Here is a 15,303-nt window from a genome sequence, read left to right on the forward strand (position 1 = left end):
CGGCAATACTGTCCAGACGGGTCAGCGTGAAAACCATCTGCTGTGAAAGACGCGAAGGCGTCCCAACAATTCAGACCCTCGATTGGACTTGGTGATTGGCATATTGCCAGGGATGCAGAGACGAGATGCGTCGGGGGAATGTGGTGATCTGGGCGAATTTAATTGGTCGGTTGGCGGGCTGGACGGTCCCGGTTGCATTCACGATTTTCCCGATCGCCGTGGGAGGCGGTGCGTCGATGACGCAGGCGGGTGTACCAACTGAGCCAGTGGCGATCGCAGCGGACACACCAGCGTTAGCCATATCAGCACGTGCGGAGGGCGAACGCGGTGAAACGCGCTATCGCGCGGCTGCTGTCGCCAACATGATGTTCATCCCTCAATCAAATGGGTCAGTGCAGACGATCCCGGTAAATCTGGGGCCGAGCGCGCCTGCCTCAGTTGGTCGGCGGTCACCGAACAGCTTTTCTGGCGATCTCTACATGGCGGCGGAAGCCGAGAGGGGCGACAGACGGGTAATGCACGTGCCTCAGCCCAACGGAACGGTTTCGTCGGTTCCGATTAATGCCGGCGCCCTGATCCATAGCCTGCGTGAAGGCGGGGCGGCGCTGGCGCTGCTCGCTGACCTGCCGGCGACCGCGCCGCCCTCTTCAGATCGGCTAGGCAGTGGCGGACCGGAATCGATTTTCGACGGCGTAATCGGGTCCGTGTTTCAGACTATCGTGAAGATCGAGGTGTTTTCCGACAAATGCCTCGTCCGCGGCAAGGAATATGGCGAACCTCACAACCTCTACGCCGAAAAGGCGTGGAAGTGCCTCCTGGAAAGCCGTCTTCCAGACAACTGCGCTTCATTTCCTGATGCGATATTGAGATCTGTGCGATTCGTTAGGTTCAATCCAAATTTTGTGGCACTTCATCAATTGATGCCTCGCGTCGTAAGGCAATGTCTCGGTGGATATCAAGGGTCGGTTGAATCCGCATATGAAAAAGTTGAATATGCTGGAGTATTTGATCTAGTTCTCGATGACCTTGGGCATTCGACCAGGCGGCAAAGTCAATTAGTCTAGAATTTTAGAACGTCTAGTGAGGCTCATTCTAATGTGCCAGCATTGCCCGGGTACGCGTTTTCGAGTGAAATGTGTTACAATCTAATCAAGCAGGGCGAGTTTGAGCGCGCGGGTTTCTGGTTGCTATTCTGCAACGATGCCAATGAAGGTTTCACGATTCGGGCCGATCGCTCCGATCAAATTGATAAACTTCTGTTCGATCATGGATTGGTTGGCGGGCGAAGATAGTCTGCGAGGACGCACTCTGCCAAAGCGTCACCGGCGGCGCCCCAGCCTATAGAATAGTGCAGGTTGCCACCGATCGCGGCCCAACCATCGGAAAGCGCGGACATTGACGCTCGTCAGCAATGCAAGCGCCATCGACCGATCGATCAGGTTGGACAGCCTCAGCAAGCGATCCTCGCTCAAGGTGTCGGGAGCGATTGCCTGGATCGACCAGTGTTCCGCCGACTCGCGCTTGGGGATCGTGACTTGGAAACCGTGACGTTTCATAAGCCGCCCGATCTCGCCGATTTCGACCAGATCAGCTCTGAAGCAAATTTGGTGAGGCGTACATCGCGCTTATCCCGCTTCAGCCGGCGCCATTTGCGATCTTCGTAAGTCCAGGGCTTGCTCGTCATCGAACGAACTTCGACGCTCTGTCGAAACCTGCAACCGCTCATCGGGCCAGCATGAGACCCGACGTTACGGAGCGACGATCGACGCCGTGGAATAGGGCGAGATCGTCTCCCATCCCAACGTCGAATACAGGGCTCGGCCGTCCTCCGTGGCGACGAGCAGTTGCGGGTTACCGGATCGCTGACGAGCGGCATGCAGCGTCAGCATTAGCAAGTGGCCCAGTCCTTTCCGGCGATGGGCTGGCTCCGTGACGATCCGATCGTAGATGAAGACGTCCTGCGTTTCCGCTGCATACCCGCTTGCCGCGAGCGCGCCTGTTTCTGAGATTATCCGCGCCTCCAATACCATGCCGACGCGCCTGGCCTCGATCCGGTACCCGTCAGCCAGACGTCGTGGATCGGGCTCGCCGGTGGCGCGCATGAAATAGGCGGGCGGGTGAAGCGTCCAGCCGGCAGGCAGCGCGGCAAGCAATGCCTCCCCCGTTCCGCAGAGCTTGAGAAGATGGCGAGGCTTGCGGATGGCACGGGCAAGCGTTTCGAGACCGGGCCCAGCCTGGGAAAAGACCCAGCGAGCGACCTCGGCCTCTGACTGGGTATCAACACGAAACCCGCCATGGTCGGGGACCGGCAGGGGCAGCCCGCGCGCGATGGACCTAGCGGAAAGCCATGCCTTCAAAATTGCCGGGTCGATGCCTTGGGTTGTCATGATCTCTCGCAAATGGAGCGGCACCCCGGCGAGCATGAGTGCCACAGGGCTGAATGGCAAGGATCCGGTCCGCGCCTAGATCACCCGCTCCGCCTCGACCGATCGCCACGCCGTCTGCGCCGTCGATCCGCGCCGGTGCAGCCGTGCCTCGGCCTGCGCCAGCCGCTCGACCGCGCGCGTCATGTCCGTCTCCGCCAGCGTGAAGGGCAGGCGGACGAAGCGTTCGAACGCGCCGTCCACCGCGAAGCGCGGGCCCGGCACGATACGCAGGCCCAGGCCTTGCGCCATCGCCGCCAGCGCAGAGGCTTCGGGGCGGGGAAGTTCGGCCCAGAGCGCCAGGCCGCCTTCGGGCATCGGGATACGCCAGTGCGGCAGCGCCTCGGCCAGCAGAGCGCGCAGCCGCTCGCAGCGGGCGCGCAGGTCGGCGGCTCGCGCGGCTGCGCCTTCATCGCGTTCGAACAGCACCGTCACCGCCAGTTGCTCGAGCACCGGCGTCCCCATGTCGAGCACCGCGCGCAACCGCGCCAGTTCGGCGATGCGCTGCTCGCTCGCGCGGACCCAGCCGATGCGCAGCCCGCCCCACCAGCGCTTGCTGGCCGACCCCAGGCTGAGGACGAACTGCCCCTCGGGATCGTGCGCGGCGACCGGGGCGGGCATCGCCGTGCCGAAGCCGCTGAACGCCATCGTCTCGTCGATCAGCAGCGGGGTGCGGCTGCGCGCCGCGAGCGCCACCAGATCCGCGCGGTCGGCCGCGTCCATCAGGCGTCCGGTCGGGTTGTGATGGTCGGGCAGCAGATAGGCGAAGCGCGGACCGGCCTGGCGAAAGCTGGCCTCCAGCGCCTCCAGGTCCCAGCCTTGCTCGGGCAGCGCAACCGGCACGGGCTGGCAATTGTTGCGCAGGATCGCGTCGATCGCGGTGCGATAGGTCGGATGGTCCACCGCGATCCGGTCGCCGGGCCCGGCCATCGCGCGCAGCACCAGCGTCAGCCCGTTCTGCGCGCCGCTCGTCACCATGATCTGCTCGGGCCGGGTCGGGCATCCGCGCCGCTCGTAATCGCGCGCGATCGCCGCGCGCAACTCGGGCAGTCCCAGCAGTTCATAGCCGATGCCGGAGAGCCAGCCGGGCAGGCGGCGCAGCGCTTCCTCATAGGCCTGCCACAGGCCCGGCGGGGCGGGCAGGGCGGCAGCGGTCCAGTCGATCTCGGCCGGCTCGGTCGGGTCGTCCTGCGGTCGCGCGGACAGGGCGCCGCCGCCGGGCAAATGGGTGATGCTGCCCGATCCGCGACGGCTGACCAGATAGCCCTCGTCGCGCAGCTGGCCATAGGCGGCGGTCAGCGTGGTGCGGCTGACGCCCAGCGCCTGCGCCAGCTCGCGCTCGCCCGGCATCCGCACGCCCAGCGCGACGCGCCCGTCAAGGATCAGCAGCCGCAGCGCACGGGCGAGCAGGCGGTAGGTCGGCTCGGCGCTGCCGTCTGCACGCCACGCGCCGAGCAGGCGCGAGAGCGAGCCGGCCTTGAGCGGGATCATCGTCATGCAATGCCAATATCATCCAACTGGCCCTTTGCGACAGGGCCAGTTGCGCGCATCTGGCACTCATGACGCTTCCGGACCGCTTCCCCGCCCGCCTCGCCCAGCTGATCGGCGGCCTGACCCTCTACGGGGTGTCGATGGCGATGATGATCCGCGCCAGTCTCGGGCTCGACCCGTGGGACGTGCTGCATCAGGGGCTCGCGCCGCGGATCGGGCTCAGCTTCGGCATGACGGTCAATGTCGTCGGGCTGGTCGTGCTGCTGCTGTGGCTGCCGCTGCGCCAGCGGCCGGGGATCGGCACGGTGCTCAACATCATCGTCATCGGCACGGTGACCGACATCGCGCTCGGGCTCATGCCCGCGCCGGAGGGCTATGGCCCGCGCTTCGCGCTGCTCGGCTTCGGCATCGTGCTGAACGGCATCGCCGGCGGCGCCTATATCGGCGCGGGGCTGGGGCCGGGGCCGCGCGACGGGCTGATGACCGGCTTCTGTGCGCGGACCGGCCTGCCGGTGAAGATCGTGCGCACCGTGATCGAGGTCGCGGTGCTCGCGATCGGCTGGCTGCTCGGCGGCACCGTCGGCCTGGGCACGGTGCTTTATGCGGTCAGCATCGGCTGGGTCGTGCACCACGCGCTGCCCTTCTTCGCCTTCGACCGGGCGAAGCGGGCGCCTGTCGCCGCCTGACCTACTCCAGCGCGGCGATCACGTCGGCGACGAACTTGTTCGCGTCGAACGCGGTGCCCGTCCCGTCCTCGCCGCGGCGCACCACCACCAGCTTGCGCGACGGCACGACGAAGATCACCTGGCCGCGATTGCCCTGCGCGGCGAAGGTACCGGCGGGCAGCCCCTGCGCCGGCCCGAACAGCCATAATGTCGCGCCATAGCCCGCGCCGGTCGCCGGCTGCGGTCCGCTGGGCGTCGTCATCGCCTTCATCCAGCCGACCGGCAGGATCCTTTTGCCCTGCCACACGCCGTCGTTCAGCCAGAACATGCCCAGCCGGGCAAAGTCGCGCGCGTTCGACCACACCTGGCTCGACAGCACGAGGTTGCCGCCCGCGTCCAGCTCCGCGACCGTCCGCGTCATGCCCAGCTTCGCGAACAATTCGGTGCGCGGATAGGCGGCATAGCGCACATCGTTCTTCATGCCGGCGCGAAGCACGCGGATCGCCGCGACGATATCGACATTGGCATAGCGGAAGCGCGATCCCGGCGCCGCCTCGATCGGCCAGTATCCGACTTCCTCATCGACCGTCGTCCCGCCGAAATACAGCGCGTCGGTGCGGTTGCCGGCATAGGCGGTGTGCAGCCCGCTCGCCATGCGGATCAGATTGTCGAGCGTGATGCTCGCCCGCGTGTCCCCGCGCCACAGTCCGGCGCGCTGCCCCACCCGGACGAAGCCGTCGCGCTGGCCGATGCCGATCATCGTCCCCGCGATGCTCTTGGCGACCGACCAGGTCCGCTGCGTCGAATTGGGGCCGAAGCCGGCGGCATAGCGCTCGCCGACAATCTGCCCGTCCTTGACCACCAGCACCGACGTGGTCCGTCCCGAATAGCCGCCCGACAGCGCGCGGGCGAAGGCGCGCTCCAGCCTCGGGTCGACCTTCACCGTCAGCCCCGCCTGGCCCATCGGCCAGGGCTGCGCGTCCATGCTCCCCGCAAAGGGCGTGAAGCGCGCCGCCGGCAGCGATGCGGCGGGCGAGGGCGCGGTCGATCCCGGCGGCAGGATGGTGCAGCCGCGATCCTGTCGCCAGTCGGCCCGGCGCGGCGGCAGCATCTGGTCGAACCGCACCGACACGCTGGCGCCCCATAGCTGCGGCGCGCTCCCGTCCTTCGGCTTGGTCATGAAGCGGCTGATGCTGGCCGACAGCATCGGCATCAGCGGCTGATAATCGGCATAGATGCCGGTCAGCTCCAGCGCCTCGGCCTGTCCCTGCGTGCGTCCGCCGTTGAACATCGCCCCGCACAGGGTGAGCGCCTTGTACCCCGCGGCGATGCTGCGCTCATAGGGCGTGGCCGGGTTCGACTGGGCAGAAGCGGGCAGGGCGGCTGCCATCCCGAATGCCAGCGTCATGCCCGCCCGGGCGGCAACCGTCGCGATTCTCATTCGTCCCCCTGCTTCCGTGCCCGCATCTCGTCCCACCACGCCATGCGCTCGGCGATCCGCTTCTCGACGCCGCGATCGGTCGGCGTATAGAAGGTCTGCGGCCGCATCTCGTCCGGCCAGTAGTTCGCACCAGAAAACCCGTCCTCGGCGTCATGGTCGTACTGGTAGTTCTTCCCGTATCCGACATCCTTCATCAGCTTCGTCGGCGCGTTCAGGATGTTCTGCGGCGGCATCAGCGATCCGGTCTCCTTCGCGCTGCGCCATGCCGCCTTCTGCGCCATATAGGCCGCGTTCGATTTGGGCGCGGTCGCCAGGTACAGGCATGCCTGCACGATCGCCAGCTCCCCCTCGGGCGACCCGAGAAAGTCGTACGTGTCCTTGGCGGCGATGCACTGGACCAGCGCCTGCGGGTCGGCCAGTCCGATATCCTCCACCGCCGCGCGCACCAGCCGCCGCAGCACGAACAGCGGCTGCTCGCCCGCGGTCAGCATCCGCGCCAGATAATAGAGCGCTGCCTGCGGGTCCGATCCGCGGATCGACTTATGCAGCGCCGAGATGATGTTGTAATGGCCCTCGCGGTCCTTGTCATAGACCGCCACCCGCCGCTGCAGCAGCGCCGACAGCCCGGCGGGGTCCAGCGGCGCGTCGAGCCGGATCGAGAACAGCGTCTCCGCCTGGTTCAGCAGGAACCGTCCGTCGCCGTCCGCGCTGGCGATCAGCGCCGCGCGCGCCTCCGCGTCCAGCGGCAGCGGCCGCCCCTCGGTCTCCTCCGCCCGCGCCAGCAACTTGTCGAGCGCCGCCGCGTCCAGCCGGTGGAGGATCAGCACCTGTGCCCGGCTGAGCAGCGCCGCGTTCAGCTCGAAGCTCGGATTCTCGGTCGTCGCCCCGACCAGCGTGACCGTGCCATTTTCCACGAACGGCAGGAATCCGTCCTGTTGCGATCGGTTGAACCGGTGGATCTCGTCCACGAACAACAAGGTCTTGCGCCCGATCCGCGCATGCTCCTTCGCCTCGGCGAACACCTTCTTCAGCTCGGCCACGCCCGAGAACACCGCCGAGATCGCGACGAAGCGCAGCCCCACCGCATCCGCCAGCAGCCGCGACATCGTCGTCTTGCCGGTGCCCGGCGGCCCCCAGAAGACGATCGACGACAGCCGCCCGGCCGCCACCATTCGCCCGATCGCGCCCTCGGGCCCGGTCAGATGCTCCTGCCCGACGACATCCTCCAGCCGGCGCGGGCGCAGCCGGTCGGCAAGCGGCGCGTCTTCGCCCGGTTCGTCGGGCGGGGGCGGGGGGGCTTGCGATGCGAAGAGGTCGGCCATGGACTGGCCTAGATAGTCGATGCCGCGAAAACTGCGAAGCTTTCGATGTCACCTCTTGTCAAAACCCATTCAAGATATATCTTAAGCGTATCGTGAGTCGTTTTAGAGGATATTTGACCATGGGATGGGGTTTCCATCATCACAATCACCACCACCGCCGCCATGGCGGGGGCGAGGGCCCGGGCGGTCGCGGCGAACGGGGCTGCGGCCCGCGCGGCGGCGGCTGGAACCGCGCCTTTTTCGACCAGATGGCACAGGCCATGGAACAGGGCGGCGGCCGCGGCCGGCGCCGGATGTTCGACGGCACCGAACTGCGCCTGATCCTGCTCAAGCTGATCGGCGAACAGCCGCGTCACGGCTATGACCTGATCCGCGAGATCGAGGAGCGCTCGGGCGGCGCCTATGCGCCCAGCCCCGGCGTCGTCTATCCGACGCTCAGCCTGCTCGACGAGATGGATCTGATCGAGGAGCACAAGGCCGAGGGCGCCAAGAAGCAGTTCGGCATCACCGCCGCCGGCACCGCCCATCTCGAGGAGCGTGCGGACGAGGTCCAGGCACTGTTCGATCGCCTCGCCGAACTCGGCTCGATGCGCGAACGCGCCAATGGCGGCCCGGTCCGCCGCGCGATGGGCAATCTGCGCACCGCGCTCCACGACCGGCTCGCCAATGGCGATCCGAACCCGGAGACGCTGCACGAGATCGCCGAGATCCTCGACGAGGCCGTGCGCCGGATCGAGCGGTTGTAAGCCGTCCGCCGCATCTCCAGATCCCGGCGCAGGTGCCGCGGCCCCGGCCCGGCGCCTGCGTCACCTTTGAAAGAACCCGACATGACCCTCGCAACCGTCAGCAGCGCCGCGCGCGTCCCCACCGACAGCGCCAGCAAGTATCTCCAGCAGCTGTGCAAGCACTGGCAGCATAACCTCCAGGTCGAATTCACCCCCGAAAACGGCACGGTGATCTTTCCGAAGGACGCCCGCGGTTCCGACCATCCCGGCGACGCGGTGGTGACGTTCAACGCCGTCGAGGACGGCCTCGACCTGCGCATCGACGCCACGAGCCAGGAGCAGCTCGACGGCCTGAAGGGCGCGGTCGAACGCCATCTCGACCGGTTCGCATTCCGCGAGGCGCCACTGACCTATGACTGGAAGTGACGCGAGCCGGACCTGACGCAAATGCGGCGCCCTTCTCTCGCGAGGAGGACGCCGCATACGGTCAAACCGCTCAGCGGTTGGCGAGGCCCATCTGCTTCAGGTTGTTGGTGCTCTGGGTCCGCGCCGGCCGGTCCTTGCTCGGGCGCGGCTTCGGCGCAGCGCGCGTGCCGGTTCCGCGCTTCGCTGGCCTGGCCTGCTCGCCGGGGCGCGGGGCGTCGCGCAGATCGGTGGCGGAGCCGTTCATGCCGCCAAAGCCGCCGCTGCCTGCGGGCTTGCCCTGATCCTGCGCAAGGGCAGGGCCGGCGATGACGAGGGCCGAAAAGGCGGCGGCGATGATCAGGGTCTTCGACATTGGGGGCTATCCTCTATCCGGTTCGTCCGGCGTCGCTGCCGGATCGATGCGGGGCCCCTAGCCGTCCCACGGGGTTGCGAGCAGTTGCAGCGTCGGTCGCCAAACGGTGCAACGGTTGCACGCCCCAGAGCGCGCCCGATTTCAGGCACCTGACCTGCCAAAGAACCACGACGGGCTCACCGCGCGCTGGCCCGGCCACCCCCTCGGCCGCGCCTGCTGGCGACACGAGATCGGCTTACCAAGCCGACCCATCCCTGGACCAGCGGTCAGGTCGAGCAACGACCAGCTTCGGCGGCACCTCAAGCTGTTCATCGACGCCTGCAGTCACGTCAGCAGGTTCAAGACGCTTCGCCGCCTTACACCCTATCAATACGCCGCACGCGTCTGGACAGGCGACCCGCGTCGATGCCCAGATCAACCCGTAGCGCCACTTTTGGGGACTAAACAGCTAGGCGAAGGTTTCCCTGGGCACATGGGTGATCCGGCACGCCAGATCCGCCTCGCCCGAAGCGACGACATAGACCTCGCCATGTTCGGCGATCCCGGTCGTGAACACCACGTCGCGCAGGTACATGAGGTCGTCGATCGGCGCGGTCAGCGCCGGATTCGCCTCCAGCAGCGGCGTGTGATCGGTCCGCACCACCTTCGACGGATCGTCGCGGTCCAGCAGCGACCAGTAGGTGCGATAGATGCCGACGATCTCCTTGGGCTCCACCCCATGCCACAGGGTCAGCCAGCCCTGGTCGGTCAGGATCGGCGGCGTCCCGCCCCCCATCCGCGCGGTCGCGACGGTGGCCGAATGCGGCCGGATGCCGGGCTCGACATGCGGCCGCCAGTGCAGCGCATCGGGTGAGGTCGCCAGGTTGATCGACGGTCCCGCGCGCCATTCGCTGCCCGGCGGATAGGCGAAATACAGGTCGCCCAGCGGCCGCGTCTGCGCCCAATATTGCCCGCCGACCAGCCCCTCGAAGATCAGCATGTCCTTGTTCTGGTGATCCAGAACGATCCCCTCGAACGTCCAGTCCAGGCCATTGCCGGAGCTGTACAAGGTCGTTGAATGCCGCTCGGGACTGACCGAGCAGGTCGTCATCAGCCAGCGCTCCCCGACCTTGCTGATCCGCGCATCTTCCAGCCCATAGCATTGGAAGCTGGCATGCGGCGCGATCGCGCGGTCGTAATGGACCTCGACCACCTCCAGCCCGTCCGGGCTCAGCTCGACCGGCAGCAGCCAGGACAGCGAGGTGAGCGCCATGACCTTCCACCCGCCGCCGTTCAGCATGAACTTGCGCGGATCGGAAGTGTCGACCAGCTCGAGCGGCCAGGCGTCGAGCACGAACCGGCCCGCGTCCCAGCGGATCGCATGGACATGCTCGTCGAACACCGGCTTGCGCAGCGCCTCGGCCACCCGCACCATCATCAGCAGGTTGCCGCCCGGCAGCCGCGTCAGCGCCGGGTTGAACGCGCCCAGCACATAGGTTTCGACTCCCAGATGCCCGGCCAGCGGCGATCGGGAGAGATCGACGTCGGTAGGGAAGAAGACGAGGCGATCGACGGCGAAGCGGCTCATTCCGAGGCCTGCGCCATTATCTCGTCCCCGATCCTGTCGCGCTGTTCGGCAAGGTCAAACATCAGGGTCTCCGCTTCGTTCAAAATCGGCTGATCAAGCCTTTCGCCGTCCCAAGGTTCCTGGCCTTTCCCATCTCGCGACGATGCAATTCCACGTCAACTGAGCCCAAAACCGCTTTGATGCGTTACGGGCGCGACATGAAGACACTCTGGTTCATCACCAACCCCGGATCGGGATCGACCACCAGCGCCAAGTGCGAGGCGCTGGAGGCGGTCTTCAGCGAACGCGGCCTCACACTGGCCGGGCGCACCGATTTCCCCGAACAATCCATTCCCCAGGGTGCGGATCTCGATGCGAAGGGCGTCGATACCGTGATCCTGTTCGCCGGCGACGGGACGATCAACGCCGCGCTGTGCGCGCTGGGCGACTGGGGCGGAGGCTTCCTGATCCTGCCAGGCGGAACGATGAACCTGCTGGCCAAGGCGCTGCACGACGAGATGGACCCGGCCAAGATCATCCATGCCGCACATGAGGAGTCGCGCCGCGTGGCGCTGCCCTATGTCGAGGCCGGGCCGCACCGCGCCTTTGTTGGCCTGATCCTGGGCCCCGTCGCGAGCTGGGCGCGGGCGCGCGAGGCGGCGCGCGTGGGCAAGATCGGGCGGATGTTCCGCGCCGCCCGCATCGCCTGGACCAACACGTTCGCGCGCGGCATCCGCATCCGCGGCGCGCGCGGACTGCGCAGCCGCTATCAGGCGGTGTTCGTCTTCCCCAATCCCGACGGGCTGGAAGTCGCGGCAGTCGACGCGCGCGACTGGCGGTCGATCGCCGAACTGGGCTGGGAATGGCTGACCGGCGACTGGATCGCGGCGCATGCGGTCGATCGCACCCGGGCCACCGAATTGCGGCTGCGCGGGAACCGCGGCGTCCAGGCATTGTTCGATGGAGAGTCCGTCATGCTCGACCCCGCAACCCGGATCGAGGCGGGCGTGAGCCGCAAGACCTTCATCAGGACCAAGCAAGACCCGAAATGATTCGACTCTTCCATGTCAGCGACGTCCATTTCGGCGCCGAGGACCGTGCTGCTCTCTCCTGGTTCGACCGGGTAGTGGCCGAGGAACAGCCCGACGCGATCATCATGACCGGCGACCTGACGATGCAGGCGCGCTCGCACGAATTTGCCGCCGCGGCGAAATGGCTGGAGGGGCTGGGACGACCGGTCACCGTCGAGGTCGGCAATCACGACCTGCCCTATTTCAATCCCTGGTCGCGCTTCGTGACGCCCTACAAGCGCTATGGCAGGCTGGAGCGGATGATCGAGCGCCCGCTGGACATCAAGGGGCTCAGCATCATCCCGTTGAAGACCACCGCGCGATTCCAGTTCAGGCTGAACTGGTCGAAGGGCCATGTGTCGCTGCGGTCGCTGCAGAAGTCGCTGGCGCTGGTCGAGGCGACACCGGCCGACGACCTGAAGTTCATCGTCTGCCACCATCCGCTGGTGGAGGCGGGCACGCGCACCTCGTCCAGCACCCGCGGGGGCCGCCGCGCGCTGGAGGCGCTGGCCGATGCGGGCGCGGATGCGGTGCTCACGGGCCATGTCCACGACCCGTTCGACATCGCCCATCAGGTCGGGGGGCGGACGATCCGCATGATCGGCGCCGGCACCCTGTCCGAGCGGGTCCGGCTTCATCCCCCCTCGTTCAACGAGATCCGCGTAGAGGGACGCAACTTTGTTACCGTGGCGCGGGTGCTTGAATAGGAGCACCATTGCCCTTCGACGAGGGCGAACGGTATGGGGACGCTAGTCAGCCGTCCGTTCGGGGTTCAGTTCGTCGAAGCCCGCTCGTGGCTCTTTTCAGGTATCGCCACCTGCGACCGTCGTCTCGATCCGATCCGACGATCGCCAGCAATGCGATGGCGATCCCGCCCAGCACGTCGACGAAATAATGGCTGCCGATCACCGGGATGGTCGGAAGCATCGCAGCGTTCAGCAACAGGAACGGGATGCCGATCAGCGGAACGCGGCGAAAGCCCCATCCGAGCAGGACCGCGCCGGCGGCATGGAAGCTGGGAAAGGTGATCAGCCCGGCCATCTGCCCGACGCCCAGCTCGCGAATGGCGCCGCTGCGCAGGTCGGCGATGATCTGTGCCGGGCGCCATCCGGCGTTGACCGTGAGAAAGGGCGAGTCTGCCGGGCTCAACCCGTAATGCACATAGGCGGTGACGGCGGGCATCAGCGCGAAGATCGCGACGCTCAGGACCAGGGCGAGCATCCAGGCGCGAACGAAATGCCAGACCCGGTCGAAGCGACCCAGGGCAGCCAGCAGCGCGATCAGCAGGAAAGGCTGCCACAACAGCGTCGAATAGACCCAGCACATCGCCGCCATTAGCCGGGCATCGGCGCCTGCGGCACGCGCCAGGGCGGGCCAGGAGAGAAACGGGAACAGCAACCGGTCCGCCCCGGCAAGCAGATTGTCCTGATAGGGTGCGCCCAGCGCCGCGACGAGGACGCTGAGGCAGGCCACCGCCATGCTCGCCGCCAGCACCAGCGCCGACGCCTCCAAGCCGGCGGCAAGGTGTGCAAGGCCGCGCCAACGCAGCAGTAGCGCGGTCGCGACGATACCCGCGAGCACGGCAAGCACCGGATCGATGTCCTGGCCGCGATAGCCGAATCCAAGCGCCCAGATCAGCGCCACGATCGCCATCCCCTGGATCGCCAGCAGGCGATAGCATTGCGCAGCGCGCCGATCGAACGGCCGCTGGCCCCGCACATAAGCGGACCAAGAACCTGTCGGCATGCGGGGCAGGCTTGTCGAACTGATCCGGGGCACCGCGCCCTGATATATCGCTGCGGTTAAGGACAGGTTTTCAGAGAAATGACTCCGATAGATGGCACCGGCTTCTCGCCATGCCGGAGAATGACCCCGAGCTTTCGTTCGTGGTTTCGCCGTCGCGCATGAGCTTCGGGAACAGCTGGCCTGCGCGACGGTTTGCACGGTTGAACAGGATAGGACGACCCATGGCCCAGCAGCTCGACATCGATCTTTCGACCATTTTCGACAATATCGACGAACGCCAGGTTGAATTCACCGGCGAGGTCGATGGCGACGAGTATGAGTTCGCGGTGAAATATGGCGTCCTCGAAGCCCTGAGCGGCGAAGCGCCTGAAGACGACGCGGAGCTTCGATTCAACGAGTTCATCGACGTCCTTCGCGATGCCGCGCTGAACGCATTGTCGCGCAACAGCGACGTGCCGATCATCGTCGTCAGCGAAAACGATCTCGACCAGTGAGCTGGGGTCGGGATGCGCAGAACCCGGCGCCCGACTGGACGATGAGCGTGTCGCTGGAGAATGTCCCGCGCGGGGGCCAGCAGATGCCCGAAGTCACCAATCTTCGCGACGCCGTCCGGACATGGCAGCAGCTCGATCAGCCGGCAAAGGACAATGCGATCCTCATGCTGGAACGACCGGTCACGATCGACGGTGTTCAACTCGAGCGGTTCGAGGGGCAGGGTATCGCTCCTCTGGCCGAGCGGATGATCGATCCGAACGGCTGATCGTGGCGGGAAAGCGCGTTATCGGAGTGGTACGGAGGGGCTTTGGCTGCCATTGCCCCTGGAAAGGGGAATGCGCATGGACCTAGATCAGACCGGCGGTTCGACGCCGGCCCGACGCATCGCACTGCTGATCGATGCCGACAATGTGTCTCACGGCAAGATCGCCGCGATGCTGGCGGAACTGTCCAAATACGGGGTGGCGAATATTCGTCGCGCCTATGCCAACTGGGCGAGCCCGAGCATGAAGGGCTGGACCGCGCGGCTGCACGAACATGCCATCCGGCCGGTCCAGCAATTCAGCTATTCCAAGGGCAAGAACGCCACGGATATGGCGCTGGTGATCGATGCGATGGAGCTGATGTACACGCAGAAGCTGGACGCGTTCTGCATCGCGTCGAGCGATGCCGATTTCACGCCGCTGGTGATGCAGCTGCGGGCGAACGGCCATGATGTCTATGGCTTTGGCGAACGGAAGACCCCGGATCCGTTCGTCAATGCGTGCACGACGTTCCTGTATCTGGACAGGCTGGGGGAAGAGGGTGGCGGGACGGCGAAGGCCGAAGCGCCGACGTTGAACGAAGCGCCCGAACCCAAGGGGGCGTCCAGAAAGAAGGCGGCACGGCCGGAAAGCGCGGACGCCAAGCCTTCAAAGACACCGCTGAGCCAGGATGCCAAGCTGGTCGCCGTGCTGCGTGGAGCGGTGGAGGCGACGGCGGGCGACGATGGCTGGGCGCCGCTGGATGCGGCCGGCAGCGCCGCCCGGCGGCAGGCCCCGATCGATCCGCGCAACTATGGCGCTCGCAACTTTCCCAAATTGTTCGAAGCCGTCGGCCTGTTCGAGATCGTGAAGGCGGAGGAGACGGGCCAGAGCTACATTGCCGACCGCCGCAATCGCGACAAGACGCCAAAGCCGCAATTCTAGATCGGGTCACTCCATTGAAGCGTTCCATGCGGCAACTGCGAGGATAAACTCAAGAATTGGCGCTCGAGAAACCGGCGGCAACTATTCAGCCGGCCGGCGCTGTCCCGAAAAGACGATAGTGGCGGACCCGCCTCGCCAATTTCGGGCGGGCACACGATCGTGCGAAGAAAGAGGTCGTTTGTTTCGTGCTGCGCATGATAGGCCTGCTTCAACGATAGAGAATCCCGGGAGCCTGAAATGAAGAACGACGACAACATCATCCCGAATGGGGACGAATTGTTCGCTCAGCCGGCCGTCATGGCAAGCGATGATGAGGTGGCGAACAAGCCCCCCGGCGGGACCGACTCACAGGGCAGGCGGTCGGACGGCAAGGGAACAGGCGGAAAGGACGCTCAGATGCGCCGCTCCATGTGA

Annotated in this window: 17 protein-coding genes; 10 read left to right on the forward strand and 7 right to left on the reverse strand. The window is 66.1% G+C overall.

The features are described from left to right. The first annotated feature begins 125 nt into the window (after positions 1 to 125). Positions 126 to 1,064 carry a hypothetical protein gene (locus tag TPR58_RS05675; RefSeq protein ID WP_346245659.1) on the forward strand — a complete coding sequence of 313 codons (939 nt, stop codon included), beginning with the start codon at positions 126 to 128 and terminating at the stop codon, positions 1,062 to 1,064. A gap of 684 nt (positions 1,065 to 1,748) precedes the next feature. Here TPR58_RS05675 and TPR58_RS05680 read toward each other — a convergent pair. Together TPR58_RS05680 and yczR are read right to left on the reverse strand one after the other, a co-directional pair. Next, complete coding sequence (locus TPR58_RS05680) at positions 1,749 to 2,423, reverse strand: GNAT family N-acetyltransferase (RefSeq protein ID WP_346246040.1); 675 nt, start codon at positions 2,421 to 2,423, stop codon at positions 1,749 to 1,751. 39 nt (positions 2,424 to 2,462) lie between these two features. Then, positions 2,463 to 3,920 carry a MocR-like transcription factor YczR gene (gene yczR / locus TPR58_RS05685; RefSeq protein WP_346245660.1) on the reverse strand — a complete coding sequence of 486 codons (1,458 nt, stop codon included), beginning with the start codon at positions 3,918 to 3,920 and terminating at the stop codon, positions 2,463 to 2,465. Between the two features lie 62 nt (positions 3,921 to 3,982). Here yczR and yczE point away from each other — a divergent pair, with 62 nt between their 5' ends. Next, positions 3,983 to 4,600 (forward strand): membrane protein YczE, encoded by a 618-nt coding sequence (gene yczE, locus TPR58_RS05690; RefSeq protein ID WP_346245661.1) that lies wholly within the window; start codon positions 3,983 to 3,985, stop codon positions 4,598 to 4,600. Between the two features lies 1 nt (position 4,601). Here yczE and TPR58_RS05695 read toward each other — a convergent pair whose 3' ends face one another. After that, positions 4,602 to 6,020 carry a serine hydrolase domain-containing protein gene (locus TPR58_RS05695; protein ID WP_346245662.1) on the reverse strand — a complete coding sequence of 473 codons (1,419 nt, stop codon included), beginning with the start codon at positions 6,018 to 6,020 and terminating at the stop codon, positions 4,602 to 4,604. After that, positions 6,017 to 7,342, reverse strand: coding sequence for a replication-associated recombination protein A (locus TPR58_RS05700; RefSeq protein WP_346245663.1), 1,326 nt, complete (start codon positions 7,340 to 7,342; stop codon positions 6,017 to 6,019). Before TPR58_RS05700 ends, TPR58_RS05695 begins: the two co-directional genes overlap by 4 nt. A 119-nt stretch (positions 7,343 to 7,461) precedes the next feature. Here TPR58_RS05700 and TPR58_RS05705 point away from each other — a divergent pair, with 119 nt between their 5' ends. Both TPR58_RS05705 and TPR58_RS05710 read left to right on the forward strand, forming a co-directional pair. Next, positions 7,462 to 8,088, forward strand: coding sequence for a PadR family transcriptional regulator (locus tag TPR58_RS05705; protein ID WP_346245664.1), 627 nt, complete (start codon positions 7,462 to 7,464; stop codon positions 8,086 to 8,088). A gap of 81 nt (positions 8,089 to 8,169) precedes the next feature. Further along, positions 8,170 to 8,493 carry a DUF2218 domain-containing protein gene (locus TPR58_RS05710; RefSeq protein ID WP_346245665.1) on the forward strand — a complete coding sequence of 108 codons (324 nt, stop codon included), beginning with the start codon at positions 8,170 to 8,172 and terminating at the stop codon, positions 8,491 to 8,493. A 70-nt stretch (positions 8,494 to 8,563) separates the two neighbouring features. Here the strand turns inward: TPR58_RS05710 and TPR58_RS05715 are convergent, their stop codons facing one another. Then, positions 8,564 to 8,845 (reverse strand): hypothetical protein, encoded by a 282-nt coding sequence (locus TPR58_RS05715; RefSeq protein ID WP_346245666.1) that lies wholly within the window; start codon positions 8,843 to 8,845, stop codon positions 8,564 to 8,566. Between the two features lie 448 nt (positions 8,846 to 9,293). Further along, positions 9,294 to 10,412 carry a glycoside hydrolase family 130 protein gene (locus TPR58_RS05725; protein WP_346245667.1) on the reverse strand — a complete coding sequence of 373 codons (1,119 nt, stop codon included), beginning with the start codon at positions 10,410 to 10,412 and terminating at the stop codon, positions 9,294 to 9,296. 197 nt (positions 10,413 to 10,609) lie between these two features. Here TPR58_RS05725 and TPR58_RS05730 point away from each other — a divergent pair, with 197 nt between their 5' ends. After that, positions 10,610 to 11,443 (forward strand): diacylglycerol/lipid kinase family protein, encoded by an 834-nt coding sequence (locus TPR58_RS05730; RefSeq protein ID WP_346245668.1) that lies wholly within the window; start codon positions 10,610 to 10,612, stop codon positions 11,441 to 11,443. Beyond that, positions 11,440 to 12,168, forward strand: a complete 729-nt coding sequence (locus TPR58_RS05735; protein ID WP_346245669.1) for a metallophosphoesterase family protein — start codon at positions 11,440 to 11,442, stop codon at positions 12,166 to 12,168. The genes TPR58_RS05730 and TPR58_RS05735 overlap by 4 nt, the downstream gene beginning before the upstream one ends. 46 nt (positions 12,169 to 12,214) lie before the next feature. Here TPR58_RS05735 and TPR58_RS05740 read toward each other — a convergent pair whose 3' ends face one another. After that, positions 12,215 to 13,207 (reverse strand): phosphatase PAP2 family protein, encoded by a 993-nt coding sequence (locus tag TPR58_RS05740; protein WP_346245670.1) that lies wholly within the window; start codon positions 13,205 to 13,207, stop codon positions 12,215 to 12,217. A gap of 221 nt (positions 13,208 to 13,428) precedes the next feature. On the opposite strand from TPR58_RS05740, the gene TPR58_RS05745 reads away from it, so the two are divergent. The 4 genes from TPR58_RS05745 (at position 13,429) to TPR58_RS05760 (ending at position 15,303) form a co-directional block, all read left to right on the forward strand. Then, complete coding sequence (locus tag TPR58_RS05745) at positions 13,429 to 13,701, forward strand: DUF1488 family protein (protein ID WP_346245671.1); 273 nt, start codon at positions 13,429 to 13,431, stop codon at positions 13,699 to 13,701. Continuing rightward, positions 13,698 to 13,967, forward strand: coding sequence for a hypothetical protein (locus tag TPR58_RS05750; RefSeq protein ID WP_346245672.1), 270 nt, complete (start codon positions 13,698 to 13,700; stop codon positions 13,965 to 13,967). The genes TPR58_RS05745 and TPR58_RS05750 overlap by 4 nt, the downstream gene beginning before the upstream one ends. Before the next feature lie 76 nt (positions 13,968 to 14,043). Next, positions 14,044 to 14,889 (forward strand): NYN domain-containing protein, encoded by an 846-nt coding sequence (locus tag TPR58_RS05755; protein ID WP_346245673.1) that lies wholly within the window; start codon positions 14,044 to 14,046, stop codon positions 14,887 to 14,889. Positions 14,890 to 15,126: 237 nt separating this feature from the next. After that, positions 15,127 to 15,303: a hypothetical protein gene (locus tag TPR58_RS05760; protein ID WP_346245674.1), complete on the forward strand. Its 177-nt coding sequence runs from the start codon at positions 15,127 to 15,129 to the stop codon at positions 15,301 to 15,303.

This window comes from Sphingomonas rustica (assembly GCF_039652585.1).
In the GTDB taxonomy this organism is placed as follows: Bacteria; Pseudomonadota; Alphaproteobacteria; order Sphingomonadales; family Sphingomonadaceae; genus Sphingomonas; species Sphingomonas rustica.